Origin of the sequence: Cobetia sp. 14N.309.X.WAT.E.A4, assembly GCF_030397495.1 — a bacterium.
Classification (GTDB): Bacteria; Pseudomonadota; Gammaproteobacteria; order Pseudomonadales; family Halomonadaceae; genus Cobetia; species Cobetia marina.
The window spans coordinates 1-18920 of the sequence record NZ_JAPNXT010000013.1 but is presented as its reverse complement, the minus strand read 5'-3'; the positions used below and the strand labels follow the sequence as shown (position 1 = coordinate 18920).

Annotated in this window: 13 protein-coding genes and 4 tRNA genes; all 17 read right to left on the bottom strand. The window is 60.6% G+C overall.

Features of this window, described 5'->3' with window-relative positions:
- Nucleotides 1–15 precede the first annotated feature (15 nt).
- Nucleotides 16–486, bottom strand: coding sequence for a 30S ribosomal protein S7 (rpsG, locus tag OW493_RS14960; protein WP_043334878.1), 471 nt, complete (start codon nt 484–486; stop codon nt 16–18).
- Between the two features lie 101 nt (nt 487–587).
- Complete coding sequence (gene rpsL / locus OW493_RS14955; RefSeq protein WP_077373348.1) at nt 588–962, bottom strand: 30S ribosomal protein S12; 375 nt, start codon at nt 960–962, stop codon at nt 588–590.
- Nucleotides 963–1099: 137 nt separating this feature from the next.
- Nucleotides 1100–5341, bottom strand: coding sequence for a DNA-directed RNA polymerase subunit beta' (gene rpoC / locus OW493_RS14950; RefSeq protein ID WP_077373345.1), 4242 nt, complete (start codon nt 5339–5341; stop codon nt 1100–1102).
- 88 nt (nt 5342–5429) lie between these two features.
- Nucleotides 5430–9506, bottom strand: a complete 4077-nt coding sequence (gene rpoB, locus OW493_RS14945) for a DNA-directed RNA polymerase subunit beta (protein WP_077373342.1) — start codon at nt 9504–9506, stop codon at nt 5430–5432.
- A 206-nt stretch (nt 9507–9712) separates the two neighbouring features.
- Entirely contained in the window at nt 9713–10081 is a 369-nt protein-coding gene (rplL, locus tag OW493_RS14940; RefSeq protein WP_043334886.1) for a 50S ribosomal protein L7/L12, read from the bottom strand.
- Between the two features lie 92 nt (nt 10082–10173).
- Entirely contained in the window at nt 10174–10683 is a 510-nt protein-coding gene (gene rplJ, locus OW493_RS14935; RefSeq protein ID WP_065392618.1) for a 50S ribosomal protein L10, read from the bottom strand.
- 261 nt (nt 10684–10944) lie between these two features.
- Nucleotides 10945–11637 carry a 50S ribosomal protein L1 gene (gene rplA / locus OW493_RS14930; RefSeq protein WP_289864826.1) on the bottom strand — a complete coding sequence of 231 codons (693 nt, stop codon included), beginning with the start codon at nt 11635–11637 and terminating at the stop codon, nt 10945–10947.
- Nucleotides 11638–11639: 2 nt separating this feature from the next.
- Complete coding sequence (rplK, locus tag OW493_RS14925; protein WP_043334893.1) at nt 11640–12071, bottom strand: 50S ribosomal protein L11; 432 nt, start codon at nt 12069–12071, stop codon at nt 11640–11642.
- A 117-nt stretch (nt 12072–12188) separates the two neighbouring features.
- Nucleotides 12189–12722 (bottom strand): transcription termination/antitermination protein NusG, encoded by a 534-nt coding sequence (nusG, locus tag OW493_RS14920; protein WP_065392619.1) that lies wholly within the window; start codon nt 12720–12722, stop codon nt 12189–12191.
- 10 nt (nt 12723–12732) lie between these two features.
- Nucleotides 12733–13101 carry a preprotein translocase subunit SecE gene (gene secE / locus OW493_RS14915; protein ID WP_043334897.1) on the bottom strand — a complete coding sequence of 123 codons (369 nt, stop codon included), beginning with the start codon at nt 13099–13101 and terminating at the stop codon, nt 12733–12735.
- A gap of 77 nt (nt 13102–13178) precedes the next feature.
- Nucleotides 13179–13254: transfer RNA gene (locus OW493_RS14910), tRNA-Trp, on the bottom strand.
- Nucleotides 13255–13417: 163 nt separating this feature from the next.
- Nucleotides 13418–13492, bottom strand: a tRNA-Thr gene (locus OW493_RS14905).
- A 35-nt stretch (nt 13493–13527) separates the two neighbouring features.
- Nucleotides 13528–13601 (bottom strand) — tRNA-Gly (locus OW493_RS14900).
- A gap of 46 nt (nt 13602–13647) precedes the next feature.
- Nucleotides 13648–13731 (bottom strand) — tRNA-Tyr (locus OW493_RS14895).
- 111 nt (nt 13732–13842) lie between these two features.
- Nucleotides 13843–14682 carry a type III pantothenate kinase gene (locus OW493_RS14890; protein WP_077373339.1) on the bottom strand — a complete coding sequence of 280 codons (840 nt, stop codon included), beginning with the start codon at nt 14680–14682 and terminating at the stop codon, nt 13843–13845.
- A complete protein-coding gene (locus OW493_RS14885; RefSeq protein ID WP_289864808.1) occupies nt 14679–15659 on the bottom strand; it encodes a biotin--[acetyl-CoA-carboxylase] ligase in 981 nt (326 codons plus the stop codon). Before OW493_RS14885 ends, OW493_RS14890 begins: the two co-directional genes overlap by 4 nt.
- Before the next feature lie 91 nt (nt 15660–15750).
- Entirely contained in the window at nt 15751–18636 is a 2886-nt protein-coding gene (locus OW493_RS14880) for a DUF2339 domain-containing protein (protein WP_289864807.1), read from the bottom strand.
- Nucleotides 18637–18920 lie beyond the last annotated feature (284 nt).

Sequence of the window (18920 nt, the reverse complement as noted above, 5' to 3'; positions counted from 1 at the left end):
GAGTATCCCCGTTGTTTAGAAGCGGTAGTGGGAGAAGGCCTTGTTGGCTTCTGCCATGCGGTGCACGTCTTCACGCTTCTTCACAGCAGAACCCTTGCCTTCAGCGGCATCCAGGATCTCGCCAGAGAGGCGCTGCACCATGGTCTTTTCGCCGCGCTTGCGCGCAGCGTCCACCAGCCAACGCATGGCCAGTGCCTGGCGACGGGACGGACGAACTTCGACCGGCACCTGGTAGGTAGCACCACCGACACGACGGGACTTCACCTCAACCATCGGCTGGATGGCTTCCAACGCCTTGTCGAAGAGATCCAGCGGCTCATCATTGGAGCGTTCGGCAACACGGTCGAGGGCACCGTAAACGATGCGCTCGGCTGCAGACTTCTTGCCGCTGATCATCAGGTGGTTCATGAACTTGGCCAGGCGCTCGCTTCCGAACTTCGGATCCGGCAGGATTTCGCGCTTAGCTGCTACACGTCTTCTAGGCATGATAAGCCCTCAGTAGAAGGGTCCTTCAGGTAAACCCGGGATGCCTCGCGATGGACGCGACACCCGACCTTACTCTTATCAGACCGATATTAAACTTTGAATTACGCCTTCGGACGCTTGGCGCCGTACTTGGAACGGCCCTGCTTACGGTTCTGCACGCCAGAGGTATCCAGTGCACCACGAACGGTGTGGTAACGGACACCCGGCAAATCCTTCACACGACCGCCACGGATCAGAACAACAGAGTGTTCCTGAAGGTTGTGACCTTCACCGCCGATGTAGGAAGAGACTTCGAAGCCGTTGGTCAGGCGAACACGGCAGACCTTACGGAGTGCGGAGTTCGGCTTCTTCGGGGTAGTGGTGTATACGCGAGTACACACGCCACGCTTCTGCGGGCATGCCTGCAGCGCAGGGACGTCACTCTTGGACGCCTGACGCTTGCGCGGCTTGCGCACGAGCTGGTTTACGGTTGCCATTTGCTTGCTCCAATGGGTTGTACTGCCTTCCAACAATCGGACAGGATGCACCTGCCCTACTGTTAAAGGCTGCATATTCTAGGGCTTGGGCCACAAGGGCGTCAACCCCGCCGTCAGCGACGGCGGGGCTCAAGACCTCAGAGGTCGTCGTCGTCCGCGTCGAGAGCGGTCAGCTGGGCACCCAGCTCCTGCTCGACGTCCTGTGCCGACGGGGCCGGTGCGAGCGGCAGGCCATCACGACGGCGGCGACGCTCATCGTGATAAGCCAGGCCAGTACCCGCCGGGATCAGGCGACCCACCACGACGTTCTCCTTCAGACCACGGAGATAATCGCGCTTGCCGGTGACAGAGGCTTCGGTCAGAACTCGTGTGGTCTCCTGGAAGGAGGCCGCCGAGATGAACGATTCTGTCGCCAGGCTCGCCTTGGTGATACCGAGCAGGATGCGGTCGAACTTGGCCGGGAACTTGCCTTCGGCCTCGAGACGCATGTTCTCTTCGACGACACGGGCGTATTCCACCTGGTCGCCGGTGATGAAGCTGGAATCGCCGGAATCGGTGATCTCCACCTTGCGCAGCATCTGACGCACGATGACTTCGATGTGCTTGTCGTTGATGCCGACACCCTGGAGGCGATAGACCTCCTGGACTTCGGTGGTGATGTACTTGGTCATTTCCGCGACGCCGAGCAGACGCAGGATATCGTGCGGATTGCTCGGGCCATCGGAGATGACCTCACCCTTCTCGACCGTTTCCCCTTCGAAGACGCTGATCTGGCGCCATTTCGGGATCAACAGCTCGAACGGGTCACCTTCGGCCGGCGTGATGGTCAGGCGACGCTTGCCCTTGGTTTCCTTGCCGAAGGTCACGGTACCGGAGATCTCGGCCAGGATGGCCGGTTCCTTCGGACGACGTGCTTCGAACAGGTCGGCAACGCGCGGCAGACCACCGGTGATGTCCTTGTTACCGGACGCTTCCATCGGGATACGTGCGATGACGTCACCCACACCGACGGCTGCGCCATTCTCGGCGGACACGACGGCATTGCCCGGCAGCAGGTACTGGACCGGCGTGTTGGAGCCCGGCAGTGTCACGTGCTTGCCACTGGAATCCACCAGCATGATCATCGGGCGCTTGTCACGTGCCGCGGACGGACGTGAGGCGCTCTCGATGACTTCGATGGAGGACAGGCCTGTCATCTCGTCGGTGGTACGGTTGATGGTCTGACCATCTTCCATGTCCGTGAACTGCACCTGACCCGCCACTTCGGCGACGATCGGGTGAGTGTGCGGATCCCACTTGGCGACGGACTGACCGGACTCGACCTTGTCACCGTCACGTACGGACAGCTCGGCACCATACGGCAGCTTGTAGAACTCACGCTCACGACCGTGGTCGTCAGCGACAGCCAGCGCACTGGAACGCGAGACGACGATCAGCTTGCCATCCGCGCGCTCGACCGACTTGATGTTGTGCAGACGCACGTGGCCGCCGTGCTTGACCTGGACGCTATCCACGGCAGAAGCACGCGAGGCGGCACCACCGATGTGGAAGGTACGCATGGTCAGCTGGGTACCCGGCTCACCGATGGACTGTGCCGCGATGACACCGATGGCTTCACCGACGTTGACCTGATGGCCACGCGCCAGATCACGGCCATAACAGGCCGAGCAGACACCGTGCACGGTTTCACAGCCGATGGTGGTACGCACGATGATCTCATCGACGCCCATGGTATCGAGCTGTGCACACCAGGCTTCATCCAGCAGGGTGCCGCGTGCGATCAGGACCTCATCAGAGACCGGATCGACGACATCCTGTGCCACGACACGACCCAGCACACGCTGAGACAGCGGGACGATGATGTCACCGCCTTCGATGACCGGGTGCAGGATCAGACCTTCCTGAGTGCCACAATCCGCTTCGGTGATGACCAGATCCTGGGCAACATCGACCAGACGACGCGTCAGGTAACCGGAGTTGGCGGTCTTCAGTGCCGTATCCGCCAGACCCTTACGGGCACCGTGGGTGGAGATGAAGTACTGGAGTACGTTCAGACCTTCACGGAAGTTGGCGGTGATCGGCGTCTCGATGATCGAGCCATCCGGCTTGGCCATCAGGCCACGCATGCCGGCCAGCTGACGAATCTGGGCCGCGGAACCACGAGCACCGGAGTCAGCCATGATGAAGACGCTGTTGAACGACTCCTGCTCCATCGGCTTGCCGTCTTCGCCGTTGACCACTTCGCCCTTCCAGTTGACGACGGTCTCTTTCGAGATACCCGCCATCATCTCCTTGGCGACACGGTCGTTGGCACGCGCCCAGATATCGATGACCTTGTTGTACTTCTCGCCCGCGGTCACGAGACCGGAGGAGAACTGGTCTTCGATCTCTTTCACTTCGTCTTCGGCCGCGTCGATGATGACCTTCTTCGCGTCCGGAATGACGAAGTCGTTGACGCCGATGGAGGCGCCGGACCAGGTCGCGAGACGGAAGCCGGTGTACATCAGCTGGTCAGCGAAGATGACGGTGTCCTTCAGACCGACGCGACGGTACGCCTCGTTGATCAGACCGGAGATGGCTTTCTTCTTCATCACCTGGTTGATCAGCTCGAACGGCATGCCCTTCGGCAGAATGCGGAACAGCAGTGCGCGACCGATGGTGGTGTCGTGCAGGGACGTCTTCTCGTACAGCTCGCCGGATTCTTCATCCTTGAGCGTCTCGGTCAGACGGACCTTGACCATCGCGTGCAGGTGAGCGCTGTGCGTGCCGAAGGCGCGCTCGACTTCACCCAGGTTCGCGAAGGCCATGCCCTCACCCTTGGCACCGATCTTCTCGCGGGTCATGTAGTACAGACCCAGCACGACGTCCTGGGACGGCACGATGATCGGCTCGCCGTTGGCCGGCGACAGCACGTTGTTGGTCGACATCATCAACGCACGCGCTTCCAGCTGGGCTTCCAGCGTCAGCGGTACGTGGACGGCCATCTGGTCACCATCGAAGTCGGCGTTGTACGCCGCGCAGACCAGCGGGTGCAGCTGGATGGCCTTGCCTTCGATCAGCAGCGGCTCGAACGCCTGGATACCCAGACGGTGCAGAGTCGGGGCACGGTTCAGCAGCACCGGGTGCTCGCGGATGACGTCGGCGAGGAAATCCCAGACTTCCGGGGCTTCACGCTCGACCATCTTCTTGGCGGCCTTGATGGTGCTGGCGTGACCGGAGGCCTGCAGCTTGGCGTAGATGAACGGCTTGAACAGCTCAAGTGCCATCTTCTTCGGCAGACCACACTGGTGCAGACGCAGGGTCGGGCCGACGGTGATGACGGAACGACCGGAGTAGTCGACACGCTTGCCCAGCAGGTTCTGACGGAAACGACCCTGCTTGCCCTTGATCATGTCGGCCAGTGACTTCAGCGGACGCTTGTTGGAACCGGTGATGGCGCGACCGCGACGACCGTTGTCGAGCAGTGCATCCACGGATTCCTGCAGCATGCGCTTCTCGTTGCGCACGATGATGTCCGGCGCATTGAGGTCGAGCAGACGCTTGAGGCGGTTGTTGCGGTTGATCACGCGGCGATACAGATCGTTCAGATCCGAGGTCGCGAAGCGGCCGCCGTCCAGCGGTACCAGCGGACGCAGGTCCGGCGGCAGCACTGGCAGCACTTCCATGATCATCCAGCCCGGCTTGTTGCCGGAATAGTAGAAGGCTTCCAGCAGCTTGAGGCGCTTGGACAGCTTCTTGATCTTGGTCTCGGAGTTGGTCTGCGGAATCTCTTCACGCAGGCGCTCGACCTCTTCTTCCAGCTCGATGTCCTCGAGCAGCGCCTTGATGGCCTCGGCACCCATGCGGGCATCGAAGTCATCGCCGAATTCTTCCAGCGCCTCGAAATACTGCTCATCGTTGAGCAGATGACCCTTCTCGAGGGTCGTCATGCCCGGATCGATGACCACGAAGCTTTCGAAGTACAGCACACGCTCGATATCACGCAGAGTCATGTCGAGCAGCATGCCGATACGGGACGGCAGCGACTTCAGGAACCAGATGTGCGCGACCGGGCTGGCCAGTTCGATGTGAGCCATACGCTCACGACGCACTGCCGCCTTGGTCACTTCAACGCCACACTTCTCACAGATGATGCCGCGATGCTTCATCCGCTTGTACTTGCCACACAGGCACTCGTAGTCCTTCACCGGGCCAAAGATCTTGGCACAGAAAAGACCATCACGTTCCGGCTTGAATGTCCGGTAGTTGATGGTTTCAGGCTTCTTCACTTCACCAAAAGACCACGAGCGAATCATGTCCGGAGACGCCAGGGTAATCTTGATGGCGTCGAATTCTTCGGACTGCGCCTGCGATTTGAGAACTTTCACCAAATCTTTCATGGGTCGCTCCGTTGCGGAGTTGTCATGGGCAAAGCCTGGCTGCTGACACCAGGCTTTGCGGACCGTCAATACTTGTGGCTTTTCGGCGTCAGCCTTCCAGCTCCATGTCGATACCCAGCGAGCGGATTTCCTTCACCAGCACGTTGAAGGATTCGGGCATGCCCGCCTGCATGGTGTGATCGCCATCTACGATGCTCTTGTACATCTTGGTACGGCCTTCCACGTCATCGGACTTGACCGTGAGCATCTCCTGGAGGGTGTAGGCAGCGCCGTACGCCTCGAGGGCCCAGACCTCCATCTCACCGAAGCGCTGACCACCAAACTGCGCCTTACCACCCAGCGGCTGCTGCGTGACGAGGGAGTAGGAGCCGGTCGAACGCGCATGCATCTTGTCATCCACCAAGTGGTTGAGCTTGAGCATGTACATGTAACCGACGGTCACCTTGCGATCGAACTTCTCGCCGGTGCGGCCATCGTAGAGGTCCATCTGTCCGGAATCGGGGATACCGGCCAGCGTGAGCAACTGCTTGATCTCGTGTTCCTTGGCGCCATCGAAGACCGGCGTCGCCATCGGCACGCCCTTCTTCAGGTTGTGCGCCATGGTGATGATCTCGTCATCACTGAGCACGGAGAGGTCTTCCTGGCGGCCACCGACGGTGTTGTACACCTTGTCGAGGAACTCGCGGATCTGCTTGACCTGCTCGGCACGCTCTTCGCGCAGCATGTGCTCGATCTTCACGCCCAGACCACGCGCGGCCATGCCGAGGTGGGTCTCGAGGATCTGACCGACGTTCATGCGCGACGGAACACCCAGCGGGTTCAGCACGACATCTACCGGCTCGCCGTAACCATCGAACGGCATGTCTTCCACCGGCATGATCGCGGAGATGACACCCTTGTTACCGTGACGACCGGCCATCTTGTCACCCGGCTGGATACGGCGCTTCACGGCGACGTATACCTTGACGATCTTGAGCACGCCCGGTGCCAGATCATCGCCCTGGGTGAGCTTGCGCTTCTTGTCTTCGAAGCGCTCGTCCATCTCGCGACGACGGATCTCGAGCTGCTCATCGGCCTGGGCCAGCAGCTCATTGAGAGATTCGTCCTGCAGACGCAGCTTGAACCACTCCTGACGCGGCAGGGCCTCGAGGTAGTCATCGGTCAGCACGTCGCCCTTCTTGAGCTTCGGACCACCGTTGACCGCCTGACCGACCAGGTTGCGCTGCAGACGCTCGAAGGTCGCCTCTTCCGCGATGCGGTAGGTTTCCTGCAGGTCCTTGCGGACCTCGGCCAGCTGCATCTGCTCGATGGAGAGCGCACGCTGATCCTTCTCGACGCCGTCACGGGTGAAGACCTGAACGTCGATGACGGTGGCCTTCATGCCGGTCGGGGCACGCAGAGAGGTGTCCTTCACGTCGGACGCCTTCTCGCCGAAGATGGCACGCAGCAGCTTCTCTTCCGGCGTCAGCTGGGTCTCGCCCTTTGGCGTGACCTTGCCGACCAGGATGTCGCCCGGGTTCAGCTCGGCACCGATGTAGACGACACCGGACTCATCCAGCTTGGAGAGTGCGGACTCGCCGACGTTCGGGATATCGGACGTGATTTCTTCCGGCCCGAGCTTGGTGTCACGCGCGACACAGGTCAGTTCCTGGATGTGGATGGTGGTGAAGCGATCTTCCTGCACCACACGCTCCGAGAACAGGATGGAGTCCTCGAAGTTGAAGCCGTTCCAGGGCATGAACGCCAGACGCATGTTCTGACCCAGTGCCAGATCCCCCATGTCGACGGACGGGCCGTCGGCCAGGATATCGCCGATGGCGACTTCGTCGCCCGGGCGCACGATCGGACGCTGGTTCTGACAGGTGTTCTGGTTCGAGCGGACGTACTTGGTCAGGTTGTAGATATCAACGCCGGCTTCACCGCCGATGATCTCTTCTTCCCGCACACGCACGACGATACGCTTGGCATCGACGGAGTCGATGACACCGCCACGACGTGCCACGGCGCAGACGCCGGAGTCACGCGCCACGAAGCGCTCCATGCCGGTACCGACCAGCGGCTTGTCAGCCTTCAGGGTCGGAACGGCCTGACGCTGCATGTTCGCACCCATCAGGGCGCGGTTGGCATCATCGTGCTCGAGGAACGGGATCAATGCCGCAGCGACGGAGACGACCTGACGCGGAGACACGTCCATCATGGTGACCTTTTCCGGCGCCATGAAGGTAGTCTCGCCACGGTGACGCACCTGAACCAGGTCGTCGACCAGACGGTTGTTCTCGTCGACGGTCGCGGAGGCCTGGGCGATGATGAAATCGCCTTCCTCGATCGCGGACAGATCGACGACGTCGTCGGTGACCTGACAATCCACGACCTTGCGGTACGGCGTCTCGAGGAAGCCATAGCTGTTGGTCTTGGAGTAGGTCGCCAAGGAGTTGATCAGACCGATGTTCGGGCCTTCCGGCGTCTCGATCGGGCACAGACGGCCGTAGTGCGTGGCGTGAACGTCACGAACTTCGAAGCCGGCGCGCTCACGGGTCAGACCACCCGGACCAAGCGCGGAGACACGGCGCTTGTGCGTCACTTCGGACAGCGGGTTGTTCTGATCCATGAACTGGGAGAGCTGGCTGGAACCGAAGAATTCCTTCACCGCCGCCGCAACCGGCTTGGCGTTGATGAGATCCTGCGGCATCAGGCCTTCGCTCTCGGCCATGGAGAGACGCTCCTTGACCGCACGCTCGACACGGACCAGACCGACACGGAACTGGTTTTCCGCCATTTCGCCCACAGAGCGAATACGACGGTTGCCCAGGTGGTCGATGTCATCGACATCGCCATTGCCGTTACGGATGCTGATCAGTTCCTGCATGACGGTCAGGATATCGTCCTGATCGAGCACGCCGCTGCCGGTATCGCTTTCGCGACGCAGGCGACGGTTGAACTTCATGCGACCCACGCCCGACAGGTCGTAGCGGTCTTCGCTGAAGAACAGGTTCTGGAACAGTGATTCTGCCGCGTCCTTGGTGGGCGGCTCGCCCGGACGCATCATGCGGTAGATCTCGACCAGTGCCTCGAGCTGGTTACGCGTGGTATCCAGCTTCAATGTGTCAGACACGAACGGACCGCAATCCAGATCGTTGGTGTAGATGACCTCGAACTGGGTGATCTTGGCCTGAGCCATCTTCTCCAGCAGTTCCGGGGTGATCTCGCTGTTGCATTCGCACACCAGCTCACCGGTGGCCGGATCGATCTGATCCTTGGCCAGCACCTTGCCGTAGAGGTACTCCATCGGCACTTCGAGACGCTCGAGGCCGGAGTTTTCCATCTGACGGACGTGCTTCTGGGTGATGCGACGACCTTCTTCCACGATCACGCTGCCATCGGCATCCTTGATGTCGAAGGCGGCAGTCTCGCCACGCAGGCGTGACGGCACCAGCTCAACGGAGAAGCCGCTGCGCTCGATGTGGTACATGGTGGTATCGAAGAAGGTACCGAGGATCTCTTCGCTGGTCATGCCCATGGCACGCAGCAGCACGGAGGCCGGCAGCTTGCGACGACGGTCGATACGGACGTAGACGTTGTCCTTCGGGTCAAACTCGAAGTCCAGCCAGGAACCGCGGTAAGGAATCACACGTGCGGAGTACAGCAACTTGCCGGACGAGTGGCTCTTGCCCTTGTCGTGATCGAAGAACACACCCGGCGAGCGATGCAGCTGAGACACGATGACACGTTCAGTACCATTGATGACGAAGGTACCGTTCTCTGTCATCAGGGGGATTTCCCCCATGTAGACTTCCTGCTCCTTGATGTCCTTGATCGCCTTGTTGGACGATTCCTTGTCGTAGATCATCAGGCGCACTTTCACGCGCAGCGGTGCAGAGTAGGTCACTCCGCGCAGCTGACATTCCTTTACGTCGAACGCCGGCGTACCGAAACGGTAACTGACATACTCGAGCGCTGCGTTGCCAGAGAAACTGGCAATCGGGAACACGGACTTGAAGGCAGCGTGAAGGCCGACTTCCAGGCGCTGTTCTGGCGCCCTGTCCTGCTGGAGAAAGTCGTGGTAGGAATCAAGCTGGATGGCCAGCAGGTAAGGCACATCCATCACTTGGGGCAGTTTGCCAAAATCCTTGCGGATGCGTTTTTTCTCAGTGTATGAGTAAGCCATCTGTATTCCCCAGCTTGTTCACCTTGGGTGACCGATGCGTGGTCGGCTCATACCTGATGGCGCGGCGATGTCCATCAGGCGCGGACGGCAAGCCTCCCTTGCGGGCTGGCTCGCCGTCATAATTCGTCTTGCAACAGAAAAAGGCTGGTGGCGGAGTCCGCCACCAGCCAGGAAGCTTACGCAGCGTGCGTAGCCTGGAACACGAGTTACTTGAGTTCCACGGACGCGCCAGCTTCTTCCAGCTTCTTCTTCGCTTCTTCAGCGTCTTCCTTGCTCACGCCTTCTTTCAGGGTGGCCGGAGCGCCGTCAACAGCTGCCTTGGCTTCTTTCAGGCCCAGGCCAGTCAGTTCGCGAACAGCCTTGATGACGTTGACTTTCTTGTCACCAGCAGCAGTCAGAACGATGTCGAACTCGGTCTGTTCTTCAGCGGCTTCACCTGCAGCGGCCGGGCCAGCAACGACGGCGGCAGCGGCAGAAACGCCGAACTTCTCTTCCATTGCTTCGATCAGCTCAGCCACTTCCATGACGGTCATGTCAGCGACGGCGTTGATGATGTCTTCTTTGGTCAGTGCCATTTTAGCAATCCTAAACTTTGCGGAGCAAAGATGCTCGGTCAAACGGAAATCGATTCAGGCTGCACGAGACAGCCAGGAGGAAGAAGCGACGCTTACGCGGCGGCTTCGGCTTCCTGCTTCTGATCGCGCAGTGCTGCGATAGTACGGACCAGCTTGCCTGCAGAAGCTTCCTTCATGACAGACAGCAGCTTGGACAGTGCTTCGTCGCGGGTCGGCAGAGATGCCAGACGGTCGATGTTGGCCGCCGGGATGAACTCGCCTTCGTAGGCCAGTGCCTTGACTTCGAATGCCTCGACCTTCTTGGCAAATTCCTTGAACAGACGAGCGCCAGCGCCCGGGTGTTCCATGGAGAATGCAAGCAGGGTCGGGCCGACGAAGGACTCGTTCAGCACCTCATAAGAGGTACCGGACAGCGCACGGCGAGCCAGGGTGTTGCGAACAACACGCAGCTGGACGCCCGCTTCGCGGCACTGCTTGCGCAATTCGGTCATTGCGCCAACAGTTACACCACGAGAGTCGGCAGCGACTACGGAGAGAGCACCCTTGGCGGTTTCGCTGACCTCAGCAACAATTGCCTTCTTGTCTTCGAGACCTAAAGCCACGGTGTTGACTCCATTTCGTGCCGGGGAACGAATTCCCCAGTGGTTTACCATCTCTCTCACCTGAACTGCGCGGGAGAGTCTTGGAGGATGGCTGCCACCAGCGAGGCTGGGACACCATCTGCGCAGGCTGCGCGCGATGCAGGCATCACGTCGCGATTAAGCCAGCCCTGCCACCGAAGCGACAAGGCTGGCACCTGCGGTCTTTGACGGCGCCCCGCGGCTGAGCACGGGGACCGCAAAGTGAAACATTCTGTGACTGCCTTACGCGTACTTGGCGTGATCGACGGTCAGACCCGGACCCATGGTGCTGGACAGGGTGATCTTCTTCAGGTAGATACCTTTGGAAGTGCTCGGCTTGAGCTTCTTCACTTCGGCGACCAGGGCGTCGATGTTACCCTGAATCGCGTCTGCACTGAAGTCGATCTTGCCGATACCGGCGTGGATGATGCCGTTCTTGTCAGTACGGAAACGCACCTGACCTGCCTTGGCATTCTTCACGGCAGTCGCGACGTCCGGCGTCACGGTACCGACTTTCGGGTTCGGCATCAGGCCGCGCGGGCCGAGGATCTGACCCAGCTGACCGACGACGCGCATGGCGTCCGGAGAAGCGATGACGACGTCGAAGTCCATCACGCCTTTCTTGACCTGCTCAGCAAGATCGTCCATGCCGACGACGTCTGCACCGGCTTCCTTCGCTGCTTCAGCGTTGGCGCCCTGGGTGAAGACAGCGACACGCACGTCGTTACCGGTGCCGTTCGGCATGACGGTAGCGCCGCGAACGACCTGGTCGGATTTACGCGGATCGACACCCAGGTTCAGAGAGACTTCAACAGTCTCCTTGAACTTGACGGCGGACAGCTCGGACAGCAGGGCGACAGCTTCTTCGACGCTGTAGACCTTGCCGGATTCGACTTTTGCGTTGATCGCCTGGGCGCGCTTTGAAATCTTGGCCATGATCAAAGACCCTCCACGTTCAGGCCCATGCTACGGGCAGTACCGGCGATGGTGCGAACAGCAGCGTCCAGATTGGAAGCTGTCAGATCCGGTTCCTTGGTGGTCGCGATCTCTTCGAGCTGAGCGCGAGTCACGGTACCGACCTTCTTCTTGTTCGGCTCGCCAGAACCGGACTTCAGACCAGCAGCCTTCAGCAGCAGGACGGCGGCAGGCGGCGTCTTGGTGACGAAGGTGAAGCTGCGGTCGGAATACACGGTGATGACCACAGGAGTCGGGAGGCCCGGCTCGACGTTCTGGGTAGCGGCGTTGAACGCTTTACAGAACTCCATGATGTTGACACCGTGCTGACCGAGGGCAGGACCCACGGGCGGGCTCGGGTTAGCTTTACCGGCTGCGACCTGCAGCTTGATGTAAGCCTGTACTTTCTTGGCCATAATAGGACTCCATTTTGGGTGGTAGCGCCTTGCGGCTCCCCGTGAAACCGGGCCGCCTCAGGCGACCCGTCGTGTTGCCGTGATGCTCGTGTCCAGACAGGAAAGGTGATCCAGAGATCAGTCCTTCTCGACCTGCGAGAACTCGAGCTCCACTGGCGTGGCACGCCCGAAGATCAGCACGCTGACCTGCAGGCGGCTCTTTTCGTAATTCACTTCTTCGACGACGCCATTGAAATCGGCGAAAGGACCGTCGGTGACGCGCACTGTCTCGCCCGGCTCGAAGAGAGTCTTCGGACGCGGCTTGTCAGTACCGTCCTGAACGCGACGCAACATGGCGTCGGCTTCTTTCTGGGTGATCGCAGCCGGCTTCTCCGGCGTGCCACCGATGAACCCCATGACGCGCGGGGTTTCATTCACCAGGTGCCAGGACTGATCATTCATGTCCATCTCGACTAGCACGTAGCCTGGATAGAACTTGCGCTCACTCTTGCGGCGCTTGCCGTCACGCATCTCGACGATTTCTTCCACAGGCACCAGGATCTCACCGAAGTGTTCTTCCATGGCATACAACTTCACACGCTCATTCAGGGAGCGCATGACCTGCTTTTCGAAACCGGAATAGGCGTGTATGACATACCAACGCTTGGACATGGAAACTCCGTTAACTGACGATGCCGGACATCAGCCAGCCGAGGGTGGTATCGATGAGCCATAGCAACAGGCCCACGATAAGCACGGCACCCAGCACGATGGCAGTTGTCTGGACAGTTTCCTGTCGGGTCGGCCAAACGACGCGCTGGATCTCGCGGCGCGCACTGCTTGCCAGCTCGACGACATCACGACCCTTGTTGGTCGTGATGGCCAGAGCAGCCGCTGCAACGCCAAGCACGACGACGCCAAGCACGCGATAAAGCAGCGCTTGGTCAGCAAAATAGGCGTTGCCGGCAACAGCCAGCACAAGAAGAATGACAACGACCGACCACTTGAATCCGTCGTGGCGCGCTTCCTGCACCTCGGCGTTCTGTTTCATCAAAGAGACTCCTCAAGGGTGCAGCGATCGCTAGAATCGAGAATCGGTAAGAAGTCGAATACCATCCTGGGGAAGGATGGCAGGCCAGGAGGGAATCGAACCCCCAACCTGCGGTTTTGGAGACCGCTGCTCTGCCAATTGAGCTACTGGCCTGTAACACTTGCGTGTTCCAGAGACTAAAAACAAGGCTGAATTAACAGCGGGCGCCATCATAGCTGAGACAACCCATACTGACAAGCCTTATCTTTGACCGCGACCTGGGAGGTCGTCGGAAACGAAAAAGACGAGCCAAACTGCGACTCGCCTTTCCGTTGTATGGAGCTCGTGGGCGGATTTGAACCGCCGACCTCACCCTTACCAAGGGTGTGCTCTACCCCTGAGCTACACGAGCAAAACCTTTGCGCAATCTCGTCAGACGAGATGAACTGGAGCGGGCAGCGGGAATCGAACCCGCGTCATCAGCTTGGAAGGCTGAGGTTCTACCATTAAACTATGCCCGCTTTCCAACTCTTGCTGCCCAGATGAACATGCCATCATGAGCGAATCTGGTGGTGGGGGAAGGATTCGAACCTTCGAAGCTTTCGCGGCAGATTTACAGTCTGCTCCCTTTGGCCACTCGGGAACCCCACCTCTTCTATGGCGACAAATCTTACGTCGCTTGGGATACGCTGTCAAGTGCTTGATTTCTTTTGACTTCAAGCGCTTGAGGGAATGTATCTCCTCAGAACGGGGCGTAGTATGTCAAAGCATCTGGGTAAGTGCAAGCCCTGAGCGAAGTTTTTCCAGATCAGCAACGCGCGGCTGCTCCGGCGCGCCTGACAGGCGTCCGGCACGCTCCGCCGCTGTCAGCGGGAAAAGCGCCTCGAGACCGGCATAGACCATGTCCGGCCATAATGCATGAGGAACCCGCAGGCCTCTCGCTACCACGCGTGCATCCCCTCCGGTCAGCAACAGCGGCAGCGCGACCCCCTCACGATCACACACCTCGGCATACAACCGATTGACGGCACTGACCGCCGCCATGTAGATCCCGTGATTGACCGCCTCCACCGTATTGCGTCCCGGCGCCAGCAGGCTGTCCACCTCACTGTCCGGGTCGATGGCCACGTTGCGCGTCCCCAGCTTGAGACTCTCCTTCATCAGGCGTAGCCCGGGAATGATATAGCCCCCGAGATGCTTCCCGCCCGGCAACACGAAGTCCACGGTAATGGCGCTTCCACAGTCCACACTGCAACATCCGCCGGTCAGATGATGCCCGGCAAGCGCGCCAAGCCAGCGATCCACCCCCAATCGCTGCGGCTCTTCATACCCGCAGGTGACCCCCAGCGCCTCACGTGTCGAGCGTGCCACATGCACTGCCCCGACCTGCTTGCGCAGCAGCTCGACGGTCTCATCCAATACCTGCTTGCGCGCCACGCTGGAAATGCGCACTGCCGTGACGACGTCCAGATCGGGAATATCCTCCCCTGGACGCCACTCTTCACGTGTCCATACTGCGCCGCGTGAGCGGATCTCGCTGGAGACAGTGTCCTTGAGACGCCACTTGGACAAGGTGTTGCCGATATCAAGATCCAGAATCATGAGACAGCGCGCAGACTGATCTCGCCACCGGCGAGTGTGATGGTTTCGCCATTCATGCGCACCTCGAGATTTCCGTTGATATCCACACCTTCAGCGATGGCTTCCTCCCGCTTGTCGCCTCGCAGAATCACCACATCGCGCCCCTTGAACGCATTGCGCTCATTCCAGCGCTGCTGCCAGGCAGAGAACCCTTCAGCTTCGAACTCAGGCAACAGGGCCAGCAGCGACTCCATCAGGCGAGCCGCATAAGCGTTGCGTGAAGCGCCCGGGATGATGTCACGTACCGCCGCGACCGATTGCCCGATATCCTCGCGATGACTCGGCGGCAACTCGATGTTCAACCCGATACCGATCACGACATCACAAGGCCCGGAGACATCACCTGTCACCTCGACCAGAATGCCGGCAATCTTCGGCTGGTCCTTCTGTATCTGAAGCAGGACATCATTCGGCCACTTCAGGCGCGCAGGCAACCCATCCGCCTCCAGCACCTCGGCGACTGCCACGCCGATCGCCAGGCTCAAGCCTTCCAGTGACGCGGCACCTGACTCGAAGCGCCAACCAAGTGAGAAGACCAGGCTGCGGCCCCATGGCGTCTGCCACTCGCGACCACGACGACCCCGCCCGGCAGACTGCACCTCAGCCAGGCAGACCTCTGCATGACCCGCTCCCTGGCGAAAGCGCTCACGGATGAAGGTATTGGTGGAATCCAACGATTCCTCGATGAACAGGCGCTTCAGATGCTTGCGAGTCTCGCGTGGCAGCGCTTCGATGATCCGCTGTCCATCAAGCAACTCGATAGGGTTGGCCAGTCGATAGCCCAACCCCTTCACAGCCTCAAGCGGGATATCAAGCGCCTCAAGTTTCTTGAGCTGCTTCCAGACCGCCGTACGCGACACCCCGAGCTCTTCGCCCAGGGCCTCTCCGGAGTGGTAGTCACCATCTCCGAGCAGGCGAATGAGATCACGGATGGTCATGCGGGGAGCGTCCCTGTGCAAAAGGGCACATTCTATCGGATTCATGGGCTTGCGAGCCAAGAACAACGACCAAAGTTCGGGGGCTTTTCACTCATTCCTGCTCCTCCCTTCGCGTACCGGCCCCTGCCAGGCGCTTGAATAACGCTGACAGCAGCATCAGCACGGTTCCAAGCCCGAGCCATGACCCCACTCGCCACAGGCCATCCAGAGTCGCCGTGTCCCAGAGTCCGACCTTGAGAATCGTCACGACCAACAGCCCCTGTCCGACGCGCTGCCAGTGCGGTTGCCCCATTCTGGCACCGCCAATCACGAGACTCGCCGCAACGGCCAGCAAGGCGAGACTATAGGCATAAAGCTCCGCCTGCTCGACCCCGAGCCAGAGCCCGAGCGCGCCACCATGCCAGACATGGCGCAAGCTGAGCCCAATCCATAGCCCGACAGCCAGCAGACCCACCACCTCGCAGAGACGACGCAGCAAGGCAACATGCTGCGAAAGACGCCATACCAGGGCGGCTCCCAGCGCCGGCAGCGCATAAGCGGGCAATAGCCAGTTCAACAATGGCCAGCGACCGACATCACCGTCCTGCCACAGCGGATTGAATGCCAGAACGATGCCGGCAAGCCAGATGATTCCTGCCAGGCCGCCCACGACGGAGGCCAGCAGGCGGTATAGCGCGACATTCGTCGCCGAACCACGCCCGCGCCAGGCATAGCCCGCCGCCACACCAGCGAGCGCCAACACCTGCAGGGAGAGTTCCGCCAGTGAAAGAGGGCCGGAGAAAGGCTGACCGTCTGTCAGCAGATAACGAATCTCCAGCACTGTCGTGGCGAGCGCAAGCTGAACCACGACCCCTTCCAGCCAGCGCTGGATAGACTTGCGGTGTCGCATGCCATGGCTGCTGAGGGCGACACAGACAAGCACCGGCAGAAAGACCTGCAACGGCCAGTGACTGATGTCGTCATACGTGCCAGTGACGACACCCCAGGCCAGACGCAGGGCCACCCCCCAGGCAAGCAGGCGCGCCAACTCGGCAAACAGGGAGCGTCCGGCGCCATCCTCATCAGCCTGGAGTCGCCACCAACGCCACTCACACCCCGTCAACCCAAGCAGTTGCAATGCCAACGCCAATGTCAGCGATGGTCCATCAAGCGCGATCACCAGCGCCAGCGCAATCCCGAATTGAGCGGGCAGCCACAAGCCGGCAGCCAGACGCACTCCTTCTCGCGAATGGAAACGGTTGGCGCCAACCCAACATACCAGCCCCCAGATCAAGGGTGGCATGGCGGTGTTCAGCCATGGGGCCGCTCCACCCCCCGCCTCGACAGGGATGGTGCCGTTCCAGACGGCCAGTCCCCACGCGACCAGCGGTACCAGAGTCGCCATGGCCCACCAGCAGGCAGACAGCATGTGCGCCTGCTTGGCAGGTGCCTGCGAGGCCTGCGGTTTCCAGCAGGCAAGGCCAACCAACCCGACACACAGCGCCATCGGCCCTGTCATCACCCAGTTCCCGCTCGCCGTCAGTGGGCTCCATCCCCATGCCAACAACCAGAACGCTACCGCCCCCACCATCATCGACCAGCTAGCCGCCATGTGTCGTGCGGTCCATCCCGTGACCCACAGCAGCAGGACACTCGGCAACCAGTCACCGGGCGCGATGTCATTGGCAGCCTCCAGCCCCCCAACATGGGGCAGCAACAGGCTCATGGCATTGACGGCCCCCAGCAGCAGACCCGCGATCCAATGACGCTGCACCCGCGGGGTGGCACGCCATGGCCACCAGGTCATGGCCTCCCCCGTGGCACTCACGCCACCCTGCGCGCCATCTGCCACCACCCGGCCTTCGGATCGTCCAGACTCGTCTCGCCAGGTATGGAGGTACGCAATAGCCAACAGGCACAACCAGAGACCCGCAAGTCCGCGCTCCAGCTCGCCTGAGACAGGTCGCAGGTCAACAGTTCCCGCCTCCAGGGGGAGCAGCGCCATCCACCATAGCAAGGCACCGCACAATCCCCCCCAATACAGCCAGTTCAGTCCGATCTTCCGGTGCAGAAGGCGGCATGCCAGGGCGATGACCCCTAGATGCCCCAGCAGCATCAGGCTGGCGGCTCCTCCCAACTGTGCCTGAAGGGGCAAGGCAAGCGGGAGGGCGTAACCACCTAGCATGCCCAGCGCGGCCAGCCATGGGCCATGATGGCGGGCACGCTCCAGCGTCCACAGACTCAGCAGAGCCAACAGCACGAAGGTGACGAGTGGAGAAGCCAACGACAGCAGGTAGTGACCGGCCAATAGACTTGCTGCGGTGACCAGACTTCCCGCACCGCTCACGGCTCCGGTCAAGCTGGGAGATTGCGTCGTGCGCCATCGTAGCCATTCAGCCAGCACGATCATGCCGATGCCGAAGCCCAGCCCCAGCGCCAGTCGCATGCCCGGCCCCAGCAGCCCCTGCTCAAGGGAGTAACCCACCAGCATCACGCCCGCCATGACCAGAGACAGGGCACCGACAAGTATCATCCAGTGCTCGCGCATTACCGCGAAGCTCCGCGCCATGGGGGTGCCACCGGCGCGCTCCGTGCTGCCGCTCTCACGCCCCTCCCCCCTGGGCCTGCCAGACGCGCCATGCAGCAAGCGTGTCCATAGCGACTCGAGCAGCTTCACGGGAGCGGCGCCTGCATCCGCATCCGTCTGATGAGAGGATGCCTCGTCAATAGGACTTCGGCTCGCTGCGGCCTTCTTCCCATCAGGTGACAAGCCCCCCTCGGCATCGTCAGTCGTGGTAGAGCCATCATTCGACTTATCCACACCCTGACACCTGGAGGTGCTGTGTATAAGCTGTGGCCCGACCTCTCGCAGCTGTGCTTCCAGCTTGAGAACACGCTGCTCCAGCCCCTTGATCTTGAGCAGACTGAGCCAACCCGTCAGCGCCCCACCGATGACCAGAACCGCAAACACGGCACCGACCACGATCAACTCGTCCATTGCCTTCCCTGTCATCAAAGAGATATGCCTAGAGACTACGGCATTTTGATCGTCGGCTCATGCCACAAGGGGCAAAGCACCGTCTTTGCACAATCAAGGTCAACCCACGAAAAAGCCCGACTCCAGGAGGAATCGGGCTTCACGTCGAGGCGACAGGGACAGAACTCTCGTATGGATGACTCAGCGGGGTGCACGCCACCCCGATCTGCATATCACTTTCCTGCGCACCACTTTTTCCGCGCACAAAGAGAACCGCCCCTGCAGCTGGGCTGCAGGGGCGGTTC